This is a genomic window from Bacteroides sp. AF39-11AC (assembly GCF_003474285.1).
In the GTDB taxonomy this organism is placed as follows: domain Bacteria; phylum Bacteroidota; class Bacteroidia; order Bacteroidales; family Bacteroidaceae; genus Bacteroides.
In genome coordinates this window covers 105,451-129,910 of record NZ_QROH01000010.1, presented here as the reverse complement: position 1 = coordinate 129,910, position 24,460 = coordinate 105,451, and the positions used below count along the sequence as shown (strand labels likewise).

Annotated in this window: 13 protein-coding genes and 1 pseudogene; 10 read left to right on the top strand and 4 right to left on the bottom strand. The window is 43.7% G+C overall.

Annotated elements, in window-relative coordinates; genetic code table 11:
- Positions 1 to 72 precede the first annotated feature (72 nt).
- Positions 73 to 1,620: an alpha-N-arabinofuranosidase gene (locus DW036_RS21205; protein ID WP_118466078.1), complete on the bottom strand. Its 1,548-nt coding sequence runs from the start codon at positions 1,618 to 1,620 to the stop codon at positions 73 to 75.
- Positions 1,621 to 1,624: 4 nt separating this feature from the next.
- Complete coding sequence (locus DW036_RS21200; protein ID WP_233560502.1) at positions 1,625 to 2,680, bottom strand: glycoside hydrolase family 2 TIM barrel-domain containing protein; 1,056 nt, start codon at positions 2,678 to 2,680, stop codon at positions 1,625 to 1,627.
- Positions 2,681 to 3,285: 605 nt separating this feature from the next.
- Here DW036_RS21200 and DW036_RS21195 point away from each other — a divergent pair.
- The 10 genes and pseudogenes from DW036_RS21195 to DW036_RS26080 all read left to right on the top strand — a co-directional run bounded on the left by DW036_RS21195 (position 3,286) and on the right by DW036_RS26080 (position 20,395).
- Positions 3,286 to 5,820 carry a hypothetical protein gene (locus tag DW036_RS21195; RefSeq protein WP_118466076.1) on the top strand — a complete coding sequence of 845 codons (2,535 nt, stop codon included), beginning with the start codon at positions 3,286 to 3,288 and terminating at the stop codon, positions 5,818 to 5,820.
- Positions 5,821 to 5,992: 172 nt separating this feature from the next.
- Positions 5,993 to 9,247 (top strand): TonB-dependent receptor, encoded by a 3,255-nt coding sequence (locus DW036_RS21190; RefSeq protein ID WP_118466075.1) that lies wholly within the window; start codon positions 5,993 to 5,995, stop codon positions 9,245 to 9,247.
- Positions 9,248 to 9,258: 11 nt separating this feature from the next.
- Entirely contained in the window at positions 9,259 to 11,199 is a 1,941-nt protein-coding gene (locus tag DW036_RS21185; protein WP_118466074.1) for a RagB/SusD family nutrient uptake outer membrane protein, read from the top strand.
- 24 nt (positions 11,200 to 11,223) lie between these two features.
- Positions 11,224 to 11,979: a DUF3823 domain-containing protein gene (locus DW036_RS21180; protein ID WP_118466073.1), complete on the top strand. Its 756-nt coding sequence runs from the start codon at positions 11,224 to 11,226 to the stop codon at positions 11,977 to 11,979.
- A 90-nt stretch (positions 11,980 to 12,069) separates the two neighbouring features.
- A complete protein-coding gene (locus tag DW036_RS21175) occupies positions 12,070 to 14,283 on the top strand; it encodes a glycoside hydrolase family 76 protein (RefSeq protein WP_118466072.1) in 2,214 nt (737 codons plus the stop codon).
- A gap of 14 nt (positions 14,284 to 14,297) precedes the next feature.
- A complete protein-coding gene (locus DW036_RS21170; protein WP_118466071.1) occupies positions 14,298 to 15,326 on the top strand; it encodes a hypothetical protein in 1,029 nt (342 codons plus the stop codon).
- A 31-nt stretch (positions 15,327 to 15,357) separates the two neighbouring features.
- Positions 15,358 to 16,485 carry a family 43 glycosylhydrolase gene (locus DW036_RS21165; protein ID WP_118222397.1) on the top strand — a complete coding sequence of 376 codons (1,128 nt, stop codon included), beginning with the start codon at positions 15,358 to 15,360 and terminating at the stop codon, positions 16,483 to 16,485.
- A 26-nt stretch (positions 16,486 to 16,511) separates the two neighbouring features.
- Positions 16,512 to 17,654, top strand: a complete 1,143-nt coding sequence (locus DW036_RS21160) for a family 43 glycosylhydrolase (protein WP_118466070.1) — start codon at positions 16,512 to 16,514, stop codon at positions 17,652 to 17,654.
- Positions 17,655 to 17,938: 284 nt separating this feature from the next.
- A pseudogene (locus tag DW036_RS26085) lies at positions 17,939 to 19,489 on the top strand (arylsulfatase); the annotation flags it as partial.
- Positions 19,463 to 20,395, top strand: a complete 933-nt coding sequence (locus DW036_RS26080; protein WP_233560505.1) for a family 43 glycosylhydrolase — start codon at positions 19,463 to 19,465, stop codon at positions 20,393 to 20,395. The pseudogene DW036_RS26085 and the gene DW036_RS26080, both read left to right, overlap by 27 nt.
- A 130-nt stretch (positions 20,396 to 20,525) precedes the next feature.
- On the opposite strand, the gene DW036_RS21145 is transcribed toward DW036_RS26080, so the two are convergent.
- Complete coding sequence (locus DW036_RS21145) at positions 20,526 to 21,785, bottom strand: glycosyl hydrolase family 8 (RefSeq protein WP_118466069.1); 1,260 nt, start codon at positions 21,783 to 21,785, stop codon at positions 20,526 to 20,528.
- Between the two features lie 22 nt (positions 21,786 to 21,807).
- On the bottom strand, positions 21,808 to 24,399 hold the full coding sequence (gene xyl3A, locus DW036_RS21140; RefSeq protein WP_118466068.1) for a xylan 1,4-beta-xylosidase: 2,592 nt from the start codon (positions 24,397 to 24,399) through the stop codon (positions 21,808 to 21,810).
- Positions 24,400 to 24,460: the final 61 nt, after the last annotated feature.

The window sequence follows — 24,460 nt, the reverse complement described above, 5'->3', positions numbered from 1 at the left end:
ATTGAAAAAGAGAACTTTTCAATGACCTGCGTAGTTTAAAAACAATCTTTCTATCCTTATTTATTTGAAAACTTATTGTATTTCTAATGTTACGATGCTTAATGGAGGCAGTTTTATACTGATATTGCCGTTACTTTCCTTTTTGAAGTCTTTATATTCTTTCATTGCAATCTTGTCGGGCTTATCGAAAGAGTTATAATCTGTGTATGAAGCGGATGTCAAAACCTCTCCTTTTATTTGTTTAGCATTGTAGCCGTTCAGAATGACATTGGCGGGTACTGCTTTCTTAGGATTCAGGTTTACTACAGAAACATGTATCTTTCCGTTTTCATCCTTGGATGCCGAGACATTGACTCCCGGAATACTTTCATTACCATATTGATAATCGTTGACGCTGACACTGGATTCCAACAGGTTGGCTTCCTGATGTACTTTATACATCTTGAATATATGATAGGTAGGAGTCAGCAACATCTTTTCCTTATCTGTCAGGATCAAGGCTTGTAGTACATTGATAGCTTGCGCCAGATTGGCCATGCGTACCCGGTTGGAATGATTATTGAAAATATTCAGGGTAGAGGCGGCAATAAGGGCATCGCGTAGGGTGTTCTGCTGATACAGGAAGCCCGGATTGGTGCCTGGCTCTACATCTGTCCAGATACCCCATTCGTCTACGACTAATGCTATTTTTTCTTCCGGATCATATTTATTCATCATGGCAGAGTAGTTCTTCACTAAGGTTTCCATGTATAATGCATTTTTTACTCCGCCAAAGTATTCTTTCTCGTCAAACTGGGTAGAAGAGCCTTTCTGTCCCCAATTTCCCGTAGCAATGGTGTAGTAATGCAATGAAATGCCCCATAATGCATAGGACGGTATTTTCTTCAGACATACTTCCATCCAGTTATAATCGGCACTGTTGGGACCGGAGGCTATTTTCTTAATGGGGTGGTTGGAGTAATTACGTGCATATTCCTGGAAGACACGATATTGCTCAGCGTAATATTCAGGAGTCATATTACCACCACATCCCCAGCTTTCATTTCCAATGCCGAAGAAACTTACTCCATAGGGCTCTTTATGGCCATTTTGTTCACGGAGTTGTGTCAGGTGGGTTTTTCCACTGAAGTTGAGGTATTCAATCCAGTCGCGCAGGTCTTTAGGGGTTGAAGTACCCATATTGGCTGAAAGATAAGGTTCGCAGTCAAGTAACTTACAGAGTTTCATGAATTCATCTGTACCGAAACTGTTATCCTCGGTTACACCTCCCCAGTGACTGTTGAGCGTTACGGGGCGTTTGGTAGGGTCTCCAATGCCGTCACGCCATTGGTATTCATCAGCGTAACAGCCACCGGGCCAACGGAGATTAGGTACACTGATGTCGCGCAAAGCGTTGACAATATCCATGCGGATACGTCCGTCTTTGGGTACATTCATGTTGGGATCTACCCAGAAGCCATCATAGATACAACGTCCCAGATGTTCGGCAAAATGCCCGTAAATGTGTTTACTGATGGTCTGTCGGGGCTGGTTTGCCTGAATGGTTATGATAGCCTGTTCACTTTGCGCCCACAAAGAGGTGGAGGCTGTTAACGCAAGGGTCAATAGAAATGTTTTCATGTGATTACTTGGTTGTTTTCTTGATTACTTCAATTTCTTTGGCTGAATATGGGGTATAATCTCCTTTGTAAATGTCATGTTGCCATACACCAGTGTAAGGCAATTGTTCAGGACGGTGTCCCCAGCATAGATGGGTCTGTGTCTTTCCATTTACCAGTCCCCACATCATACTGCCTACATGTGCTTCTTTCAACATTGGAAGAATCTCTGGAATGGTGGAGTGGGCTACACGGTTCATCCACTCGGTACAGATGGTAGGTCGGCCTAATTTAAGATGTTCTTTCATCACTTTCTCAGTTTCTTCTTTCGAAGCATAGCAGTGGAAAGTGATGATGTCTGAGTTTGATGCCAGGAAGTCATTTAGCTCTTTGTTTCCGTTCCAGAGTCCTGATGTGATGGGTTGCTTCGGATTTACTTCACGCGCCCATGTGAAGACTTTACGGAGGAGTGGCCAGCTTCTTTCCGGCATGGTGGTGTTGGTAGGCTCGTTGTATAAGTCCCATACAAAGATGCGCGGGTCATTTTTGAAGTGGTTCATTACTTCTTTTACATACTTTTCCAGTTTACCGTGAGTCCGTTCATCTACCACCATTGAATAACCGGGAGATGGAGACCAAGCCCAAGCGTACCAGCCTTCCAGCGGTTCGGGTTGTTTTCCTACTGTCGGGTCTGTATTGACACCGAAGGCGCAATCATCAAAGAAAATAGGCATTACTTTTACACCATACTTGTCACAGATACTTAGAAAGCGGTCGAGTGTACGCATGAAGTATGCGGGATCTTCTTCATATACCGCATATTGCATCACTACGCGCGCGCAGTTCATACCTAAACTCTTCATTAACTTCATTTCTTTTTCTATCACTTCGGGTGAGAAGGAAGTTTTATCCCACATGGCAGTGTAGTTGATGGCATTGGCAGGAATGTAATTAACTCCACAATACCAAGGATTCTCTTTACCCCATTTCTGGGCTTGTTCTGTACTCCATACTTTGCTTTGAGCAGTAGCGGAGATGGCGGTAGTCAGTGCCACACAGATGCAGATTAATAATCGTCGCATATTCATGATATTATATATTTAAGTTCGATGCAAATGTAGGCGAAACTTTCCTTTTGGAATGATGCTAATTTTTCAGAAAACAACAGCATTCGACCAATCTGTAAGAGCAAGCCGATTTTTGCTCATGTGGGGTGAACGATAAGTATACCGTTGTTCCCAAATGGTAACTTTGTTAACCCCACACGGTAACTTCATTTACATACCGAGGTAAAGCTCGTTACATGCCGGGGTAAATGGTGTTACAATAAGGGGTAAAGGTCGTTACATACGGCAGTAAATACGTTTACATTTTGTAGTAAGCCATTGGTAAATACTATTGGTTGATTATCAGTAAATTAACAAAAGTCCATTAGTAATCTTTGATTTATTTCTATACTACAATATGCGGATATGACCTCTAATTTCCCCTCTTTGAACAGAAACAGCATTTTTTTGGAAGAATAGAGCGTTTTTGCTCTTTTCCCCTTTCTGGAGGCTGTTTGAGGTGATTTTGCAAATAGACAAATTAGAGCAATTTTTTGGTACGCATGGGATATTCTCTTATTTTATTTCCCGTTAGATTTGCATCATCAAAACGAATGTTACATTGTAATCGAAGTACTATTATGAAAACGCTAAAACTTCTTTTCCTGTTAAGTTGCTTACTCTATAGCTCTTTTGCTTTTTCACAGGAAGCAACTTTGTCGTCCGGTGAAGTAACACTGAATATTACCCGTCAGAAAGATAACACGTATGGTGTTACATTCTCTGCTTATGGCAAAGAATTTAATGCGGGTACTGAGCAGAATCCTGCTTTACTGATTGACGTCAAGATGAATACTTTCTATCCGACTTATACATCTTATACAAAGGATGGAGATAAAGTAGAGTTGACAGCACGCCTGACTACTACCCCCCGGACTACTGTTTTTGAAATAAATGACGTATATATTGCGAAGGGAAATGGTGAGTTTGAACTGAAACGCAACGTGAAGGTTGCTGAGTTGGGAGATAATCCTTATGATGAAGGTTTCTCTTCTTCCTTCGGCTTACAGTTTGCACCGGAAGATGTATTGGCGAATAGCGAATACTTTATTCCCGCTGTTTGGTATAAAGGTAACTTTGAGAAAGATGGGAATATTCCTGCAGGCATTCCGGTCGCTACTGATTTGAGTTTTCTTTATAGAGAAGACCGCATTCCTCTTCCGGTGGTGATGATGCGTCAAAAAGAAAGTGGATTGACTTTCACTTTAGTACATAAAGATTCAAAATGTGAAACTGTACTGAATGATTCACGTGGTGTAGTAGTCGACGAAAATTATCAGTTTGGTGGCGTGGGTGTTGTTAACTGGAAAAAATCTGATTCTTTTGCTGCTGTGGTTACTTATCCGGGTTCTGACTTGCGTACCGGAGGAATGGGCAGACGTATGCATCCCATAACAAAAGGATTTGATAAACATACTTATAATGTTTATTTCAAAATAGATAAGACTTCGGACTATGCTATTGCTGTAAATGAAGCTTGGGAACTGGCTTTCAATCTGTATAATCCAAAGATTTATGATGTTAATTTGAATTCTGCTTATCGGGGATTGATTGAAACTGTTAATCATTACTATCTGGACAGTTCGGTTGATAAGGATATAAAAGGTCCTGGATTTCCATGGAGTGTGAAACTGACAGATTTCTCTTTAAATAAAAATACATATGAGATTGGTTTTGTTGGTTCGCAACCGACAGCTGGTTATGCATTGTTTCGTGCAGGTGTGGAAACTGGTAATGAGGAATATAAGGTAAGAGGAAGCAATGTACTGAATTTATGGGCTTCTCAAGGATTGACAGATTTAGGACTTCCCAAGACACGTTATGCTGCATTGTGGGGTACGTGGGATAATTGGGCAAAGACTTCTATGCGCCAAGCTTGTAACGGAATGGCCGGATTGCTGAATGCATGGTGTTATGCTAAACGTAATGGAATAGATATCCCCTCATGGCTGGATGCTTGTAAGAAGTTTGGTGAATTTCTGGTGGCTAATCAGAATTCGGATGGTAGTTACTATCTGGAATATGATCCTTTCAGTGTTGTGGGTGGTAAACATCCGGCAGGTAACCAGAATAAGTTTTTGACAGTTTGTGCTGTCCGTTATCTGGTGGAGCTTTACATTGCTACTAATGACGAACGTTATAAGACGGCTGCTTTGAAAGCTGCAGAGTTTTCTTACGCCAATATTCATGAAAGATATCTTTATGTGGCTTGTGTGGTAGATAATCCGCAGACTATTGACAGTGAATCTGGTCAGCAAGCCATCAATGGTTTTCTTGCTATCTATGATCTTACAAAAGATCCGAAGTGGTTGGCTGCTGCAGAGCAAGCTGCTACATACACCGAAAGCTGGAGCTATATGTTTGAAGTACCGGTAGAAAAGGATCAGACTGCTAAAACAGATTGGCCTAAAGACAGAAGTATTGTCGGACAACATATTATAGCTATCGGTCATTCAGCTACGGATTTAGGTTTTGCATGGTCCTCATTTGTGTACTATCGCCTGTATCTGTTGACAGGTAAAGAGCACTATTTACACGTTGCACGTATCAGTGCTCACAATACGAAACAATCTATGAATCTGGGACAGGAACTTTATCCCGGACAACCAGAAGGTTTGCAGCAAGAAGCTTTTCAAGTAAGGGTAAGCAATGGTGCGGGTCGAAGAATGAATTCTATAATGGAAGCATTGACGTGGAACTTTGCTGCTCACTTGGATCCGATGATTCGTTTTAAGGATGCTTTTGGTACTTATGATCTGGAGGAAGTAGAAGCTATGCCGAAATCCAAGGTAGAGGAATTGAATAATAGATATTCTAAATATCAGTCTTCCGATTATGGACAGGACCCGGAGACCGGAATCGAAACGATTGATGGCAATTCACTTTCGGCATATATTTCAGGGGATCAGCTTTTTCTAGTAAATAAAGGTAAAGAAGATATTTCAAAGGTAGAGCTTACAGATTTGGCAGGAAGACGGTTATGGACCGAAGATATGAAGGTAACAGATGAGGAATACACATTCCCGCTGCATGGAGCATTTTCAGGGTTTTATATTTTGAATGTGTGTTTGGTTTCAGGAGAACAAAAAGCATTTAAAGTTTATAAAAATAAATGAGTGTTCACTTTTTAGGATCAAGAAAGGAGGGCGTTAAAAAGACATTGAAACAAGCATGATATAAGATATTCATAGTTAAGGTAAAATAATAAGTTTTCAGATAAGTTCTCATTTTTCAGTTTTCAATAATATACAGATAAACTAATTTATGTTTAATTTTAAATAATAACTTATGAAGCACTTTTTAAATGAGTTAATCTCGGCTGGTAATAGAAGGAAGAATTTCTTCTTATTATTAGTTGTTCTAGTGTCTTCCGCAATGCTTCAGGCACAAAATGTAGCTGTGTCAGGTATAGTGAAAGATGTTACAGGTGAACCTTTGCCTGGAGTAAACATTATGGAGAAAGGAACTACCAACGGAACGATTACTGATGTCGATGGTAAGTTTACACTTTCTGTTAAGGGAACTAATGCAGTTCTGACAGTTTCATTTGTGGGCTATGCACCACAGGAGATCAGCGTAAAGGGAAAACGAAACCTGGACGTTACACTGAAGGAAGATACAGAATTGCTTGACGAAGTTGTGGTAGTGGGATATGCCACTCAGAAGAAAGCTACAGTGGCTGCTGCAGTAAGTTCGGTGAACAATAAAGATTTGGCCCGTTCTACATCAACGTCGGCTGCCAATGCTTTGGTAGGTAAAGTATCAGGTATTACGGCACGTCAGAAGTCAGGTCAACCGGGAACTTCGACTAACCTTGAGATTCGTAACATGGGTACTCCTCTCTATGTTATCGACGGTATTATGAAAGATGAGACAGCATTCAATGCCCTGGATATTCACGATATTGAGAATGTATCTATTCTGAAGGATGGTGCTGCTGCTATTTATGGTGTGAAGGCTGCCAACGGTGTGGTTTTGATTACTACAAAAACCGGTAAAAAAGGACAGAAGCCTCAGATAAACTTGAATGCTCACATGGGCTGGCAAGGATGGACAAAGTATCCTGAATTGTTGAATGCTTACCAGTGGAAATGGGGTAACTACATGAAGCAGGCCAATGATGGCAACCTGACTGGAGCTGATAACATTGCCAATGCCAAAGCTGATTTGGAGAAATGGAGAACTGGATATTATAATCCGGCTACAGGTGAAGATTATCGTGGATATGATTGGAAAGATAATTTTGTAAGCAATGCTGCTCCTCAGTATTATGTAAATGCTAATATCAGCGGTGGTACAGAGAAGACCGACTACTACATTTCTGTAGGACATATTGATCAGGATGCCGTATTCAAGGAATATAACTATAACCGTACGAACTTGCAGGCCAACTTTAATATGCAGTTGACTGATAATTTCAAGGTAGGTTTTCAGACATTGGGTAAGATAGAGCAGAATGTCAATCCGGCACTTCCGGGCGGTGACGATTACTTCCAGATGCGTAACTCTATTTTCAACTTGATTCCGACTATGCGTCCTTATGCTAATGATAATCCTGATTATCTGAATTACATCAGTCCGACCCATGATGGTGCCCGTAATATGGCTGCTTATACAATTGACAATGCAGGTAAGCATCAGAAAGATTTCCGTACTATTCAGCTTAGTGCAAATTTGGAATATAAGACACCGCTTCCAGGACTGACTGCTAAAGGTTTGCTGTCTTACTATTATGAGAATATGCGTCAGGAAGATAATGAGAAAAGCTGGAATGAATATAGATATAATGCTTCAACGCAGGAGTACAAAGTAGCTTCTACCAAGACAAATACTTATCGTGGAAAGGAGACGAACTCAAAAGTTGAAATGATGGGACAATTCACTTTGAACTACGACCACATATTTGCTAAGGATCATCATGTGACGGCTGTTGCCGGCTTCGAGTTCTTCAAAGAAGATATCAAAAATTTAAATGTATATCAGAGTCCGGTAGAGAATCCATTCGTGGACGTAATTACGAAGAATGCCAATAATGATGTGAAAGAATATCTGCGTACCGTTACTACGGCCAGTTTCATTTTCCGTGCAGGCTATTCTTATAAAGAAAAATATATCATTGACTTTGCCGGTCGTTATGATGCTTCCTGGCGTTTCTTGCCGGGCAATCAATGGGGTTTCTTCCCGTCAGTTTCAGGTGCATGGCGTCTGTCTGAAGAAGAATTCTACAAAGATTCTAAGGTGGCTGATTGGATTTCCAGTATTAAATTGAGAGCTTCTTATGGTGAAATGGGCGATGACATGGCTAGAAACTTTAATAGTAGTTATACAGACTTTGCTTATCTGCCTGGCTATGCATTTAACAATGGAGGAGCTATTATAAGTAATAATCCTTTGGGTAATGGCCCAGATGCTTATACTACAGGCACTGCTTACAAAGGAATTCCTCAAACCGGACTTTCTTGGATGAAGATTTCCATGATGAATGTCGGTTTCGATATGGGCTTCCTGAACGACCGCTTAAAACTGGAAGTGGATTTCTTTAAGAGAAAAAGAAGTGGTATTCCTGCCACCCCGACTGACATTATCTATCCTTATGAGGCAGGTTATAGTGTACAGAAACAGAATCTGAACTCTGACCAGGTTAGTGGTATTGATGGCATGGTGAAATGGAATGATCGCGTTAATGACTTCAATTATTTTGTAGGTGTTAACCTGACTTTGGCTCGCCAGAAGACAATTAACAACTATGGTGAAGTCTTCTTGAACGGATGGGATCAATACCGTTGGGGACAGGCTAACCGTTGGTCTAATGTGAAGAATGGTGCTGTATGGATGTGGGAAACGATCGGTGTGTTCCAGACTCAAGAAGAAATTGATAACTATCCGGTGAATATTGATGGTGCTAACAACGTGAATCTGCGTCCGGGTGACTTGATTTTCAGGGATGTTAATGGTGACGGTGTGATTGACGACTACGACAAGCGTCCTTTAGGTTATGCAGCTACTGACTATGATTGGGATAGTGGTAATGCCAACAAGAACCCTTTGCTTTCAATGGGTATCAACTTGGGCTTCGAATATAAAGGAATTGACTTTGCAGCCGATTTTGCGGGTGGTTTCATGAATACATTTATCGGTGACTGGCATGTGAAATATGGTATTGGTACTGACCAGATGGGATATGTATACAATGTAGTAGATTCTTGGCAGCACGAAGATATCTTTGATACGAAATCTCCTTGGAAACGTGGTAAGTTCCCCGCTGTTCGCAGCAACAATCCTTCTATCAGAGACTGGAATGACTTTTATGCAAAGGAAATCAACTATTTACGTCTGCGTAACTTAGTGGTAGGTTATACATTGCCGGTTAAGTGGACAAAGAAAGCTTTGATACAGAAGCTCAGAGTTTACTTTGAAGGTTCTAACCTGCTTTGCTGGGATAGCTTGAATGACTTTGGTTTCGACCCTGAAATCTCTTCTGTTACCGGATTCGACTATCCGCAACACAAAGTGTACACAGTTGGAGTAAACGTAACCTTTTAATTGAATGTAACATGAAAAAAAATAGATTATCAATAGCATTATTATCAGGCTTATTGCTTTTCTCTTCTTGCGACAGTTGGTTGGAACAAGAGGACAAGATGTCTTTTACCGAAAATCAGGCCTATACATCAGAGGTTGGTATTAACAGTATTGCCGCCAATTTATACGGTCGCATGAAGTACTGGCAAGATTTCGGTGCCGATGGAGAATCTTATGATCTTACCCGCTGGGATGAAGCATCCAATAACAGTCAGTATTGGGGTTTTGCAGGAAATGTAGGAACCGATTACAGAAACTTTTATGATTATGGTTTCATCCGTGAATTAAATCTTCATATCCGGAATTTGAATACGGTATCTGCCGGTTCGATTCCCGCTGATAAGTTGAAGTATTTCCAAGCAGAAGCCCGTTATTTTAGAGCTTATAATTATTTCAAAATGGTGGTTCAGTATGGCGGTGTTCCTTTGGTTACTGAGGTAACGGAATATATGGAAGATCCCACGCCATTGGCTGTGCCCAGAAATAAGGAATCTGAAATTTACGACTTTATCATTAGTGAAATGGATGCAGTAAAAGACGATTTCGGGACTTCCCGTGTTAAAACTCGTGCCACCAAAGGTGCAGCTATGGCCCTGAAGTGCCGTGCAGCTCTGTACGCCGGAACTTTGGCATACAACTATGATAAAAGTGCTACCAAGACTCTAAACTTGTCAAGTGGTGCTACAGGTATTGAAAGAAGTAAGGCGGAAGGTTATCTGAAGGCTTGTATCGATGCTTGTGCTGAACTGGAAACTATGGGCTATCAACTCTATCAGAAACAAGCTGATTTAGCAACCAACTATGCAGAAGCATTTATTGCTAAACCGGAAAATAATCCAGAACTGATTTTCTGTAAGGCCTATGATGGAGTAAATGTGAGGAATAACTTTACTACCCGTGCCCTCACACGCAAATTGGTGCGTACTTCGAATAATAAAGCTGGTTGCCAGGTTAATCCTGTCTTGAATCTGGTAAATGATTATGAGATGCTCAATACTCACGAAGCGAAAGAAATGGATGCCTATGTAGGTGATGAAGTAATCGAGGACATGAATGTGTATACATCTACTTACAAATACAATTTGTACAATAAGCCGGAAGATATCTTTGCAGGACGTGATCCTCGTCTGGCTGGTACAGTTTTGTATCCGGGAAGCTCATTCAGAGGTGCTTCTGTTGATCTTCAAGCTGGTCTGGCTATTCCTACTGCCGATGGCTATCGGTTTGAAACTGCGCGTTCTATTGGACAAGTTGATACCCTTCATTATATGGGTCAGAAAGTGACCGGAGAAGACGGACCTCTTCGTGGCGATGATGGTAGCAGTAACTGGTATATTTCTCATTCCGGTTTCTTATTGAGAAAGTTTGTCGATACTGCCGCTGGAAGTGAGATAGAAGGTGTTAGCTCTGTTCCTTATGTAGTGTTCCGTTTCGGCGAAGCTTTGTTGAATGCTGCTGAGGCTGCTTTCTACTTGAATGAACTGGGAGTAGCCAGCTACAATGGCCGTTCTACTAAGACTATAGCATTGGATTACATCAACCGCGTACGTCAGCGTGCAGGTGGTGAGGGATTCAAGTTGGCTGAGAACGAACTGACATTCAATCGTATTGTAAACGAAAGACGTGTAGAGTTGGCATTCGAAGATCATCGTTATGAAGACTTGAAGCGTTGGAGAGTTGCCGATGAGGTGTGGTACAACGACCAGGCGAATAAAACTGCTACTATCTACGTATTGTGGCCGTATAAGATTTATGCTCCGGGCACGCCCGAAGATGGTAAGTGGATTTATCGGAAAATGAAAGCTCAGAACAGAGCAAATAATGCTATTTTGTACTTCGACAACAAGATGTATTATAATGCGTATCCGATGAATGAAGGTAACCCGAATATTGAGAAGAATCCTAATCATTAATTTACCAACTAAAGCTTAAAAACAATGAAATTAAAATCTATAATTGCAGCAGCATTTGTCATATTAGGATTTACTATGACATCCTGCGAATATGATAATTACGATGCTCCGTCTTATGTTTTCAGCGGCCAGTTGAAGTGTGACGGTGAGAACTTTCCTTTCGACTCAAATAAAGGGTTATTAAGAGTCTTCCAGAGCGGTTATGGTAAAGTAGATGGCGGCGGTACGGGTATACGTGTCGACGATCAGGGACACTACCAACAGCTCTTCTTCGATGCGGACTATAAAATGACATTAGTGAATGAAACATTGCCTTTCGAACTTCCTGATTTTGAATCACGGGGTGCAGGTAAAGGTTATGATTCTATTGCCTATCATTTTAACTCGAATGTTACAAGAGACTTTGAAGTGCGTCCGTACTACAAATTGAAGAATTTGAAAGCTGAATTGAAGAATGGCAATATCGTTGCTACTTTCAATATTGAGAAGATGACTAATACGGTGAAAGCAGCTCCGAAGATTGTAAAGACTCGTATTTGGCTGAGCACAAGTTCTTTGGTTAACAGTGGTATTAAGTGTACACGTAGCAGTGATGTGGAATACATCGATGATACTACGTTGCAGGTATATATCCCATTGTCCGAGTATCGCAAGAAGGAAAACTTCGTAGATAACTATCGTACTTATGCTTTCTATCGTGTAGCTATTGAGTTGGAGGGAATGAATCAGTATTTTCTCTTCTCAACAATACAGAAGATAGAAAACTTGCCGGTAGAGTAAACACTATGTTTTGATATAAAGACTCTGTCGGCATAAACCGGCAGAGTCTTTTCAACTTAAATTTATTGTATCCCTGATAATGTCTGAAACATGAAATATCTATTTATACTCGTCAGTTTCCTCTCGTCCATCCAGTTTTCTCTGGCAGCAGAAAAAGCATATGCATTGCAAAGTGGTGATGCCAGCCTGTCTGTAGCCAAAGATGGAAAACGCCTGAGCCTGCAAACTGGTAACGCCCATTATTTGAGTTTAAATGCTCCTTATGTAGTTACATTGGAAGTGAATGCGGAAACGCTGAACGGTTATTATTCTTCTGTAAAGGAAGAAAAAGAGTCGTTGGTTTGCATCGCAAAGTTAAAGTCATCTCATGGAACCTTATTTCATGTAAAAGATGTGTTTACCCCCGATACAGAGAATCATTTCCGCATGGATAGGGAGGTAACGATTGAAAAGATTGGAAAAGGAGACGACTACTTCAACTCTTATTTCGGATTGACTCTGCAACGTAAAACGCAGATTGAAGATTTTGAATTCTTTGTTCCGGGTATCTGGTACAGGAACAACTTGAGCCTTAGACGTGGTTCTCTTGCCAGTGACTACACCGATAATTACTTTTATTTCCGCGAAGACCGTTTACCCTTACCATTGGTATCTGCCCGTGAGAAGGCTTCCGGATTAGCTATTGACATGGTACACCTGAATGCTGATCCAGAAACTTTCTATGGTGAAAATGGAGTAAACCGTATTGTGGATGAACGTATGCAATTTGGTAGCTTGGGTTTCACAGAAACCGATTCACACTCTATTCTTTTTGTCTTCCCGGGAATTGAGGGCGAAACCACCTATGTAGGCCGCCTTCCCGAACAGAAAAGAAAAGGCTTTGCCTATCGCAGTCATCCTGTGAAGGCCGGAGTGAAACATACATATAGCCTGGCTTTCGGTTTCAACCAGACGAAAGACTTCCCCGAACTGGTGGAAACAGTATGGAAACAGGCGTGGAATAAATATACCCCTGTCGTACATAAAGTAGATGTGAAAGATGCTTATGAAGCCAGCATTGAGGTGCTTGATGCTTACCTGCTGAATCTGAATGGTGCACCGGGCTGGCCTTTCTCCATCTATCTGCCTAATGGAATAGCCCGTGCTTATAACTATCAAATGGGCTTTATCGGTTTCCAGATTTCAAATGCCTATTTCCTTTTGCGGAAAGGATTGGAAATTGACAATCAGGAATATGTACGCAAAGCATCGGAAGTTGTTGACTTCTGGGTGAATAACTCACAACAGGAAAGTGGCCTTGTAAGTTCCTGGGCAGATGCCTATGTAGATCGGAAAGCAACCTGGCGTGATTATGAAGCTTATATGCGTGTTGCTGCCGGTGGTATGGAAGGTATGATGGGTGCATGGAATACCATGAAAAAGCATGGAATTAATAAACCCGAATGGCTCTCCTATTGCAAAAAGTACGCTGATTGGCTAGTACGGAATCAGGAAAAGGACGGTAGCTTTTATCTCCGTTATGACTGGAGAACCGGAAAGCCGACTCATGACAGTAAATATACAACTACTAATATCATCCGCTTCTTGATTGAACTCTACTCGGCTACCCAGGACAAACGCTATCTGGATACAGCCTTGAAAGCAGGTGAATTTAGTTATGACTTTATCCACCATGATTACCTTTATGTAGGTGGAGTTATTGACAATCCCAATGTAAAAGACCGTGAGTCCGGACAAATGGCTATTTATGCTTTTCTGGCACTTTATGACGTTACAGGTGATGCCAAGTGGAAGGAAGCCGCCATACAGGCTGCCCGCTATACGGAAACCTTTATGTTTGCTTATCATGTACCGATGGCTATTAACGATACTTTGACTGATTTTCCAAAAGATGTAAGTATTGTAGGGCAAACCCTGATTGCTACCGGACACTCTGCAATAGACAACGGACTGGCTTTCTCTTCCTTCCAGTACTATCGCTTATACCTCATGACGGGAGATACGCATTTCCTGGAAATGGCAAAGCTGATTCAAAACAATACTCTTTCCATTATGGATCTGGATGGGGATATGCGATACCGTTACAGAGGTTTGCTTACGGAATGCTTCAACCCGCAATCCAATCGTGGACATAGTGTGCGTCAACAGCTTCCGTGGAATCAAGCTTCCATCCTCGAACCTATGCACCGCTTTATGGATGCTTTTGGCGAGTGGGATATCGATGTCATAGAACAGTGGCCGATGGAAAAGCGGCAAGAGATGATAGAGCGTTATGCGCGTACACAAGGTTTGGAAAAAGAATAAAAAAGGAACAGGCTATGAAATATTATATCGTAACAATGCTATTGTGGGTTGGTGTCATTCAGGTTTTTGCACAACAACCCCGTCTGAAACAAGTAGATGAATATTTGGCTGCTACCGGGCAAACCGTTGAACTGAAGGGTGCTCCCGAGAGACAGTACGGGTTATTGAGTACCCTCTACAATAACCAGAAGAATTTGATGCTAAACTTGCCCGATCTGGAAGATTACGGTGCACGTGAGGTCATCCCTTTCGGCTTTCGACTGAATACTGCTTCGGAGATAGAATTGGCGGGTCAAAATGAGAATATGGCAGAAAGTACTGTGCGACCTTTTTATAGTAAAAGTATCTTTTCAGGAGTTTCCTATCAATTCTGCGACAGCGTGATTTATGGCATTACCCTGTTTTATGATACCCAGGATAATGCTAAGCGTGCAGCAATAGAAAAGAACCTGGTCAGACATTTTAAGAAAGCAGATTATGAACAGGGAGGTGCTGTGGTTTATTCCGATCCGGATTATGCTGTAAGACTACTGCCCGGCAAAGTGGAGTTCTATTCTTTATTCCATTTTCCGGTAGTTGAAACTTTCTATCCGGGAGTATCACACAAAGTGTGGTATGGACCTTATAACTATGAGGCGAACGGTGCATCGGTGATGCTCGCCTTCTATAATCAGGAAAGTAAAGAGAATAATATCCAGTCGGCCTTTAAAGTCAGCTATAAATATCCTGCCGGAAAGTCTTTCAAGATGAATCTTATCCGGTTTATTCTGGACGACATTACGTATGAACTTCCTTTGGAGATAGAATATTCCGACGTAACAGATGGTGGTAAAGCAGTGGAAGAACTTGATACGCGCACCTTCGTGTTTCCTGAAGTATTGAAAGCGATAGACCGTTCGAAGACGGTTAAAGTGGAATTGGTGGGTGAAGGTGGACGGTTGCTTTATGAAATGCCTGCTTTTCAGCGTGCATCCGTTCATACTGCATACGAATATTTCCGTTGGAATGTAACCAATCCGATGGCTAAATACAGAGCCTGGTAACTAATAGTCAACAACTCTAATATGATAAAATATGAAAATTAAGAATTGCTTTGTTGTGATGCTGGGAGTCGCAGCATTACTTTCTGTAACCTCATGTGGAAATACTAAAGTGAAGAAAGACGGATTGGCAGAGGTTGATTCTCTGGCAACTACGTATGTGAACCCTTTGTTCCAGAAAGGTCCTGATCCCTGGGCGCTGTTCCATGAAGGTACTTACTACTATATGCATACCGTGCAAGATAGTCTGGTACTCTGGAAGACTACTGACGTTACCGATGTGAAGAATGCTCCCCGGAAGACTGTCTGGATTCCTACCGATCCTTCTAATAAATACCATCTTTGGGCACCTGAAATCCATAATATCGATGGCAAATGGTATATCTATTATGCCGCTGATGATGGTAATACGGACAATCACCAGATGTATGTATTGGAGAATGTAAACAGAGATCCTTTTGATGGAGAGTTTGTAATGAAAGGCCGTATCAGTACGGACAAGGATAACAACTGGGCTATCGACGGTTCTGTGTTCCAGAATAAAGGTGAATTGTATATGGTATGGTCCGGTTGGCAAACCCGCCGTGTGGATACCGAAACTCAGTGTATCTATATTGCCCGTATGGAGAACCCCTGGACACTGGGCTCCGAGAGAGTTCTGATTTCCAAACCGGAATTGGAGTGGGAAAGACATCATAAGAACGAGAACGGCTGGAATCCTTCTTACGATATTTTTGTAAATGAAGGTCCTCAACCCTTGTTGAGTCCTAAAGGTAAGTATGTTCATATAGCTTATTCCGCCAGTGGGGTATGGACTCCGTATTATGCTCTGGGTATGCTGACGGCAAGCACTGACAGTGATATGTTGGACCCGAAGTCATGGTCTAAATCCCAGCAACCTGTATTCAAACAGTCGCCTGAGAACGGCGTATACGGTACAGGACACAATAGCTTCTTCCCCTCTCCCGATGGTACGGAATGGTATATCCTGTATCATGCACGCGATACACAGGTAGATCCTGAAGGTGCTGGAGATACCCGTTCACCACGTGCCCAGAAGTTTGTATGGCTCGAGAACGACTATCCCGATTTCGGAACTCCGCTTCCTACAACGGCCCGTCTGAATAAACCGTCGGGAACAGTAGCAACTTCTGCAAAGTAATGTCCATCCGATAAAAAGAAACCCTGATGATGAGAAACCGATTATTCTTTTGCTTCATACTCCTGATAGGCGTATCGTTTCTTGCGAAAGCCCAGGATAAGAAAGAAATCCGGAAAGCTGTGAAGCAGCATAACCGGGCAGTCTATCTGAAAGACGGGTGGATACGAGATCCATATATCTACTTATGTGAGGATGGTTTCTATTATCTGACTGGTACCACACCTACGTATGGAGATACCCGTGAAGCTGGAGATCCCTATAATCTGGGACTGGACCATGTTTCCCGGAAGATGGGTTTGAAACCGAGTATAGTCGGTTATCAGATTCGCGTATGGCGTAGCCCGGATCTTGCTGAATGGGAATATCTGGGCGAACCCTTTTCGTTGGAAAAGGGATACTGGGCCCGGCAATTCCCGGATGCTTTCCAGAATAAATCTAAGAAAAACTGGTTGCTTTGGGCTCCCGAAATGTACCGGGTAGATGGCAAATGGGTATTTGTACATACCTCACCCGAACCTGTAGGTAATGGCGCCAATCTTATTATTGCCGATCATGCGGATAAGAATGATTCTTTCGCTTTCCCTATGGGAGATGATATGAGAGATAAGCACGATCCTTCTCTTTTTCGTGATGACGATGGCACTTGGTATCTGACGTGGAGCAATACCGAGATTGCCCCTCTGAAACCGAATTTTCAGGGATTGGCAGCAAAGCCTGTACATATTGATCCTTCCGACCGCAGCATCGGGCACGAAGGTGCAACTATACGGAAGATAGGAAAGAAGTATGTACTTTTCGGTACGGCATGGTCTACGGATGACTCCCGTAAGGGATCATATAATCTGTATTATTGCACAGCCGACCGGATTACCGGTCCTTACAGTGAACGTCGTTTTGCCGGTCGTTTCCTGGGGCATGGAACTCCCTTCCGGGATAAGAAGGGGCAATGGTGGTGCACGGCATTTTTTAACGGGAATATCGCACCTGTATCCAAAGTAGGCATTCAGAATCGCGATTTAAGTGAGACTGCTCAGACCATCAATGAGCAGGGAACTACGATCGTTCCTCTGGAAGTAAAGACAGGGAAAGACGGGGATGTTTATATCCGCGCTATCGACCCTGCATATGCTGTGCCCGGACCGGATGAGGCGCAGAGGTTTCAGCCCTAACCCTTTGGCTCTTATGTCTTATTCCGCTGATGCAAAAGATGCCATCTTTTGCATGAAGTCTCAAGGAGATCTTGCTGAAAGGAATAAGGGAAAGAGTTCTTGGGAGTTATGTAGAGGCTTTTGGGCATTATATATTTGGTATTGCAAGTGATAATTTATATTTTAGCCACCTTACAATAACAGGCTTACGAGTTATCATTTACAGGAAACCCCTGCAGATTATCATAAAATAATTTCAAAATATAGGCTTTATGAGAAAGAATATTATTGCTTTAACCCCATTAATGATTGCTCCCCTCTGTTGGGCACAAGAGAAGCCGAATGTCGTTATCTTTCTGGTAGACGACATGGGCTATTCCGACATCGGTTGTTATGGGGGTGAGATTATGACCCCGAATCTCGATAAGTTGGCATCTACCGGGGTTCGCTTTACCCAGTTCTATAATACATCCCGTTCTTGTCCGGCGCGTGCCAGTCTGATGACCGGACTTTATCAACACCAGGCAGGTATCGGGCAGATGTCCGAGGACCCGGGAACGTTTAAGAAAGAGACGCAACGGGATATCAATGATTGGGGTTCCGAAGGTTATCAGGGTTATCTGAATCGTAATTGTGTCACCATTGCCGAAGTGCTGAAAGAAAACGGTTATCATACCTATATGGCAGGTAAGTGGCACTTGGGTATGCACGGGCAAGAGAAATGGCCTTTGCAGAGAGGGTTCGAACGCTTCTACGGTATTCTGGCAGGCGCTGCCAGTTACTTACGTCCGGAAGGTGGACGTGGTCTGACGCTGGACAATGAACATCTGCCTGCACCTGAAGCCCCTTACTATACCACGGATGCTTTCACTGATCATGCCCTTCAGTTTGTTGGTGAACAGAAGGATGACAAACCGTTCTTCCTGTATCTGGCTTTCAATGCTCCGCATTGGCCCTTGCAGGCAAAAGAGGAAGACATTCAGAAGTTTACCAAACTTTACCGTTCCAAGGGTTGGGATAAGATACGCCAGGAGCGTTACAACCGGATGCAGAAGATGGGTATTATCGATAAGAACGTTGGTTTCGCCGAATGGGAAAACCGTTCCTGGGATGAACTGACGGAGAAAGAAAAGGATGAATCCGCCTATCGCATGGCTGTGTATGCAGCACAGGTACACTGTGTGGACTACAACGTAGGTAAGGTGATCGACTACCTGAAGAAAACCAAACAACTGGATAATACCTTAATCCTGTTCCTTGCAGACAATGGTGCTTGTGCCGAACCTTATCTGGAATTGGGAGGTGGCAAGCAGGAAGATATTAATAATCCTGCCTGCAATAATATGCCGTCCTATGGTAGAGCCTGGGCGCAAACCTCGAACACTCCGTTCCGGAAATACAAATGCCGTTCTTACGAAGGTGGTATATCCACTCCTCTTATCTTTTCCTGGAACAAGAAACTGGGCAACCGGCATGGCAATTTGTGTACTACTCCGGGATATCTGCCGGATATTATGCCTACTGTTCTGGAAGCAACAGGTGCTGCATATCCTGAAACCTATCATGGTGGAAATAAGATTCATCCTTTGGTAGGTACCAGTCTGTTCCCCGCCATTACGGAGAAAGTGCCTTCCCTGCACGAATATATGTACTGGGAGCATCAGGGTAATCGTGCCATCCGTTATGGTAACTGGAAAGCAATACGTGATGAAGCAGGCACGGAATGGGAACTCTACGACATAGTGAAAGACCGTACAGAGAAACATAATCTTGCTTCCCAGCATCCCGATGTACTGAAGAAGTTGCGGAATGAGTGGGAATACTGGGCGATAAAGCACAATGTGCTGCCTAAACATCAGGACTCTCCGATGTTGTTTGCCGATACTACCCGTACAGGCTGGCCTTTCTCGAAAGATCCGCATGTGATTCCATTCCACGGGAAGTACCTGATGTATTATTCTGTACCTCCTAAGGGAAATTCGGGTTGGGGAATAGGTATAGCAGAGAGTACGGACCTGACGCAATGGAAGCCTATCGGTTCCTTGTCTCCGGCTGCCGACTATGAGGCTAAGGGCTTGTGTGCACCGGGTGCGCTGGTGCGTAACGATACGATCCATCTGTTCTATCAAACGTATGGTAATGATAAGAAAGATGCGATCTGTCATGCATGGTCGGTGGATGGCGTGAACTTCACGCGTAATGCTACCAATCCTATTTTTGCCCCTAAAGCGGGTGACTGGAATTGCGGACGGGCCATTGATGCGGAAGTCATATTTGCAAAAGGAAAGTATTTCCTTTATTATGCTACCCGTACACCCGACTATGTGAAACAGATTGTAGGTGTGGCTACTGCTCCTGCAGGTACGAATTTCAATCGGGAAACATGGACGGAGGCCTGTGACCGTGCCATTCTGATTCCCGAATGGCCGTGGGAGGAAACTTGTATAGAGGCTCCTTCGGTAGTAGAGATGAATGGTACGCTATATATGTTCTATGCAGGAGCTTACAATAACCGTCCGCAGCAGATAGGACTGGCAACCAGTACAGATGGTATCCACTGGAGGAAAGTTTCGAATAAACCTTTCCTGACAAATGGAGATCCGGGAGCCTGGAATTATTGCGAATCGGGTCATCCCCATATCTTCAAAGATAAAGACGGGCAGACCTACCTCTTCTATCAGGGCAATGAGGATTTCGGCAGAACCTGGTTCCTTTCACAACGAAAGATTATCTGGAGGGATGGTTTCCCTCAACTGAAATAACTATCTTTTTACCAAATCTCTGCAATTATATGGTAGGATGTTTTTAGGATTAGTTAATTAGTGAAGAAACAGTAGAATAGGATGTAAATCCTGAATCTACTGTTTCTTTTTTTAGGGTTATGCTCTAAGTTTACTTCTCAGGGAAGATGATGTGGTAGTTTCCGCTCAGGTGCATAAAAGCGAAGAGGCGGAGCAGTCCGTCATAGTAAGCATCGAAGTATCCGTCTTCATACGGCTCGTGTTTTGCGTTCCACAACTTGTCTACGAACTCACGGCTTTTCTCGTGAGTGCACATCAGTGAGGCGGCGGCAGAAGTGGCTACCAAACCTAAAGAGTGTCTCAACGCCTTGTGTTCTCCGGCTTTGAGGGTATCTTTTACCTGCGTACCGTCTATGTTGTACTGGTCTACGAAGGTATCAATGCCCTGACTGTAGAGAAAGTTCTGGATTTTATTGCCGTATTCCTGTTGCCACTCTTTGTCGGCACATGCCCAAGAGTAATCTAAAGCAATATTCATCGGTACACGCCAGGAGTCGAAGCGGAAAGCATCACCAATAATGCGGTTATTGCCCAGCAGGCTGCCGTCATAGTTGTTGTAATCGGGGTTCAGACCGGTTACGGGGTGGATGCTTTTGTGCAGGTATTCACGACTACGTTCGGCACATTCACGCCAGAAGTCGGCTCTGCCATCATCGGCCCAGCGTGCCCATACTTCATAGAAAGCGGGTACGTGATAAGATGGATCGGTGAAGAGGCCACCCCGTATGTCGGGGACGAAGGTGATAAGCTTATGCTCTACGTTGATAAAAGGTATTACGCGGTCTGTACCATCTTTCTCCATGGAACAGTTCAGGATATTCCGGGCTTCGGCAAGGTAGTTGATGCCGGTATCATTTCCCCAACGGTTGGAGGCGAAGATGAGGGCGGTTACATAGTAAAGTTCTCCGTCGGAGGCCGGCCCTTGGGAGTTACGGGTACCGTCCGTCTCGCAGCTCCAGGCGAAGTATCCTTTCAACGGACCGTCTTGGTGCTGCATGTACTTTGTGCCCCATCGCCAAAGGCGGTCGAAGATGTCTTTACGGTCGAACTGGACAGCAATCATTAATCCGTAAGACATACCTTCGGTACGGACATCATGGTTCTTGATGTCACTGATGTATGCCATGGAATCACCTACTTCAAAGTAAACTTTGTCCGGACCGTAGAATACGCCGTTGAAGACGGATTGAAGTTTGGCATCGATATCTGCCTGTTTGTAACCCATCTCAGCGAAAAGATTCCGGTACTTTTGCGTTTCAAAGGCACCTTTATCCCAAGGCTTTGTGGGGTCTGCCTGGCTGCACGATGTACCGGCGATGAGGCATAGGAGAAGGTAGAATAAGTTCTTCATAGGAGTAACTTTAATAGAATCATTATTTGATAGTGACAGGAATGGATTTCAGCTGTTTCAATTCTGATGTACCGCCATATAGTATTTCATACTCACCTTCTATCGGTCGCATTGTATTGGTACCCGTATCGAACCATTCAAAGTTTTCTTTGCTCAGAGGTATGGTAACCTGATTTGTTGTTCCTTTAGCTATCGCTACACGTTTGAAGGCACGGAGTGCGTGCGACGGTCCTTCCTTATCACCCGGACGGCGCAGATATACCTGTACAACTTCTTCACCATCGTATTTACCCGTGTTGCTAACAGGGATGGTTAGAGTGACTTGTTCTCCGTCCTTGATTTCCGGTGTATTCAATAAAGCGTTTCCATATTGGAAAGTCGTATAACTCAATCCATGTCCGAAGGGGAAGAGGGGAGCTTCCGTCATGTAACGGTAAGTGCGTCCTTTCATGGAGTAATCTTCGAAGTCCGGCAATTGGTTGGTGCTCTTATAGAAAGTCACCGGAAGACGTCCGGCCGGGTTATAATCTCCGAATAGAACGTTTGCGATGGCCGTACCACCTGCCTGACCGGGATACCATGCCTGCAAGATGGCATCGCATGTTTTTGTTTCGGGAGTCAGGGCAATGGCAGAACCGGAGAAGTTGACAAATACAATCTTCTTCCCAGCTTTCTTTAGTTCGGCAAGCAGACGGCTTTGGATAGACGGAAGTTCGATGGTTTCGCGGTCACCTCCTTTAAAACCGGGGATGTTGACGTGCATTTCTTCGCCTTCCACTGCAGGGGATATACCTCCGGCAAAAATGATGATATCTGCTTCTTTCACCTTATTTACAGTCTGTTTCAGGTCGACGGGAACTTCGCGTCCCATATCGAAATCGAGTGCGGCATCACGGTTGCGGAAAGCAAAATCAATCTTGATATGATATTCTTTTCCGGCTTCTGCCTGGAGGGTATAGACTTTGGTTTTATTCTTGAAGTTCATGCCTGCAGCCACTTCCTTACCGTCAATAGAGAGTTTCGTTATACCTTGAGTCTGGAAGCGGAAGGCGATGTCTTCACTTTTAACAGGGCGGAATACTGATTCGTAGCTGGCGGAGAAATCTTGCAAGTTGATGCCGGCTGCAAAAGTAGTGGCACCGGTGGTGATGAAGTGGAAAGGAGTGCTGATATAGTTTGTCACATCCGGTGTTCCTTCCTGTTTCGTATTGTTCCAGTATTTGGCACTGAAACCTTGTTTGCCATCCATGCTGCATTGCTGGAATACGCTTTGTAAAGTGACGTCGGAGGTAAGGTCGCATCCGGGTTCATAGATGATCTGTGATTCGGGCAAGTATTTGCGGATACCTTCCAGTAGAGTAACGGTATGTCCGGGGAAGCCATTATAGTTACCCCATTGCATTACGGAGTCATTGGCGTTGGGGCCTACGAGCGCTACTTTCATATTTTTGTTCAGAGGCAGTATATCTTGGTTATTTTGCAATAACACAAGACTTTCACGTGCCATGCGGAGTGCCAGTTCACGATGTTCCTTACTATCTACTACACTGTAAGGAATCTGTGTCCAGGATACTTGCGAGGGCTCGTCCATTTCGCCCAGCTCAAAGCGGGCTTTCATCAGGCGCTTCAGTGAGATATCTATTTGATTTTCGTCAATCAGGCCTTCTTTTACAGCCTCGGGCAGTGATCCGTAGCTATCTCCGCATTCTATATCTGTTCCGGAGAGTACGGCCTTGGCTGAGGCATGTTGTTTGTCGGGATCGGTTTCATGGGCACCCTTATTGTAGAAGTCGCTGATTGCCCAGCAATCCGACACTACTATTTCTTTGTATCCCCATTCATCGCGGAGGATTTGCATTAACAGGCGGTTACTTCCACAACAGGGTTCACCTTCAAAACGGTTGTAGGCACACATCACTTCTTTGACATGGGCTTTTTGAACGAGGTCTTTAAATGCAGGCAGATAGGTTTCCCAAAGATCACGCGGGTCGATGTTCTCGACATTGAAACTGTGACGGTTCCATTCCGGACCGGAGTGTACGGCATAGTGTTTGGCGCAGGCATGCAACTTGTCATACTTCTCCCCCTCAGGACCTTGCAGGCCGCATACGACTGCTACTCCCATCTGGCTGGTGAGGTAGGGGTCTTCTCCGTAAGTTTCTTGCCCCCGTCCCCAACGCGGGTCACGGAAGATGTTGATGTTGGGTGTCCACATGGTCAGCCCCTGATAACGCTTCAATCCTCCTTCTTTGCTGAACTCGGTGGTTTTGGCGCGTGCTTCGTCCGAAACTGCGGTGAATACGTCGTAAAGTAATTCGTTGTTGAAAGAAGCTCCCATGCCGATGGCTTGCGGGAATACGGTTGCCAGTCCGGCGCGTCCTACACCGTGCAGGGCTTCGTTCCACCAGTCATAGGCTTTTATACCCAGTCGGGGAACGGCGGGAGATGTGTTTTGCATCAGGGCGGCTTTCTCTTCTAGTGTGAGTCGGCCTACCAGATCATTGGCACGCTCTTCCGGGCTCAGTGCCGGGTTCTTGTAGGGAGGTTGTGAACAGGAAAGGAAGCACAAGCAAAGGCATCCGATTCCAGTGAGCAACTGAAGTTTCTTTTTCATGACAGTAGTGCGTTTTTATAGTTATTAATAGACTTCTGTTTCGTCATTGTGGATGACGATT

Coding starts and splice junctions, on each gene's coding strand:
- DW036_RS21190 (WP_118466075.1), top strand. CDS start 5,993: ATGAAGCACTTTTTAAATGAGTTAATCTCGGCTGGTAATAGAAGGAAG.
- DW036_RS21160 (WP_118466070.1), top strand. CDS start 16,512: ATGATGAGAAACCGATTATTCTTTTGCTTCATACTCCTGATAGGCGTA.
- xyl3A (WP_118466068.1), bottom strand. CDS start 24,399: ATGAAAAAGAAACTTCAGTTGCTCACTGGAATCGGATGCCTTTGCTTG.
- DW036_RS21205 (WP_118466078.1), bottom strand. CDS start 1,620: ATGAAAACATTTCTATTGACCCTTGCGTTAACAGCCTCCACCTCTTTG.
- DW036_RS21145 (WP_118466069.1), bottom strand. CDS start 21,785: ATGAAGAACTTATTCTACCTTCTCCTATGCCTCATCGCCGGTACATCG.
- DW036_RS21175 (WP_118466072.1), top strand. CDS start 12,070: ATGAAATATCTATTTATACTCGTCAGTTTCCTCTCGTCCATCCAGTTT.
- DW036_RS21200 (WP_233560502.1), bottom strand. CDS start 2,680: ATGCGACGATTATTAATCTGCATCTGTGTGGCACTGACTACCGCCATC.
- DW036_RS21180 (WP_118466073.1), top strand. CDS start 11,224: ATGAAATTAAAATCTATAATTGCAGCAGCATTTGTCATATTAGGATTT.
- DW036_RS21195 (WP_118466076.1), top strand. CDS start 3,286: ATGAAAACGCTAAAACTTCTTTTCCTGTTAAGTTGCTTACTCTATAGC.
- DW036_RS21170 (WP_118466071.1), top strand. CDS start 14,298: ATGAAATATTATATCGTAACAATGCTATTGTGGGTTGGTGTCATTCAG.
- DW036_RS21165 (WP_118222397.1), top strand. CDS start 15,358: ATGAAAATTAAGAATTGCTTTGTTGTGATGCTGGGAGTCGCAGCATTA.
- DW036_RS21185 (WP_118466074.1), top strand. CDS start 9,259: ATGAAAAAAAATAGATTATCAATAGCATTATTATCAGGCTTATTGCTT.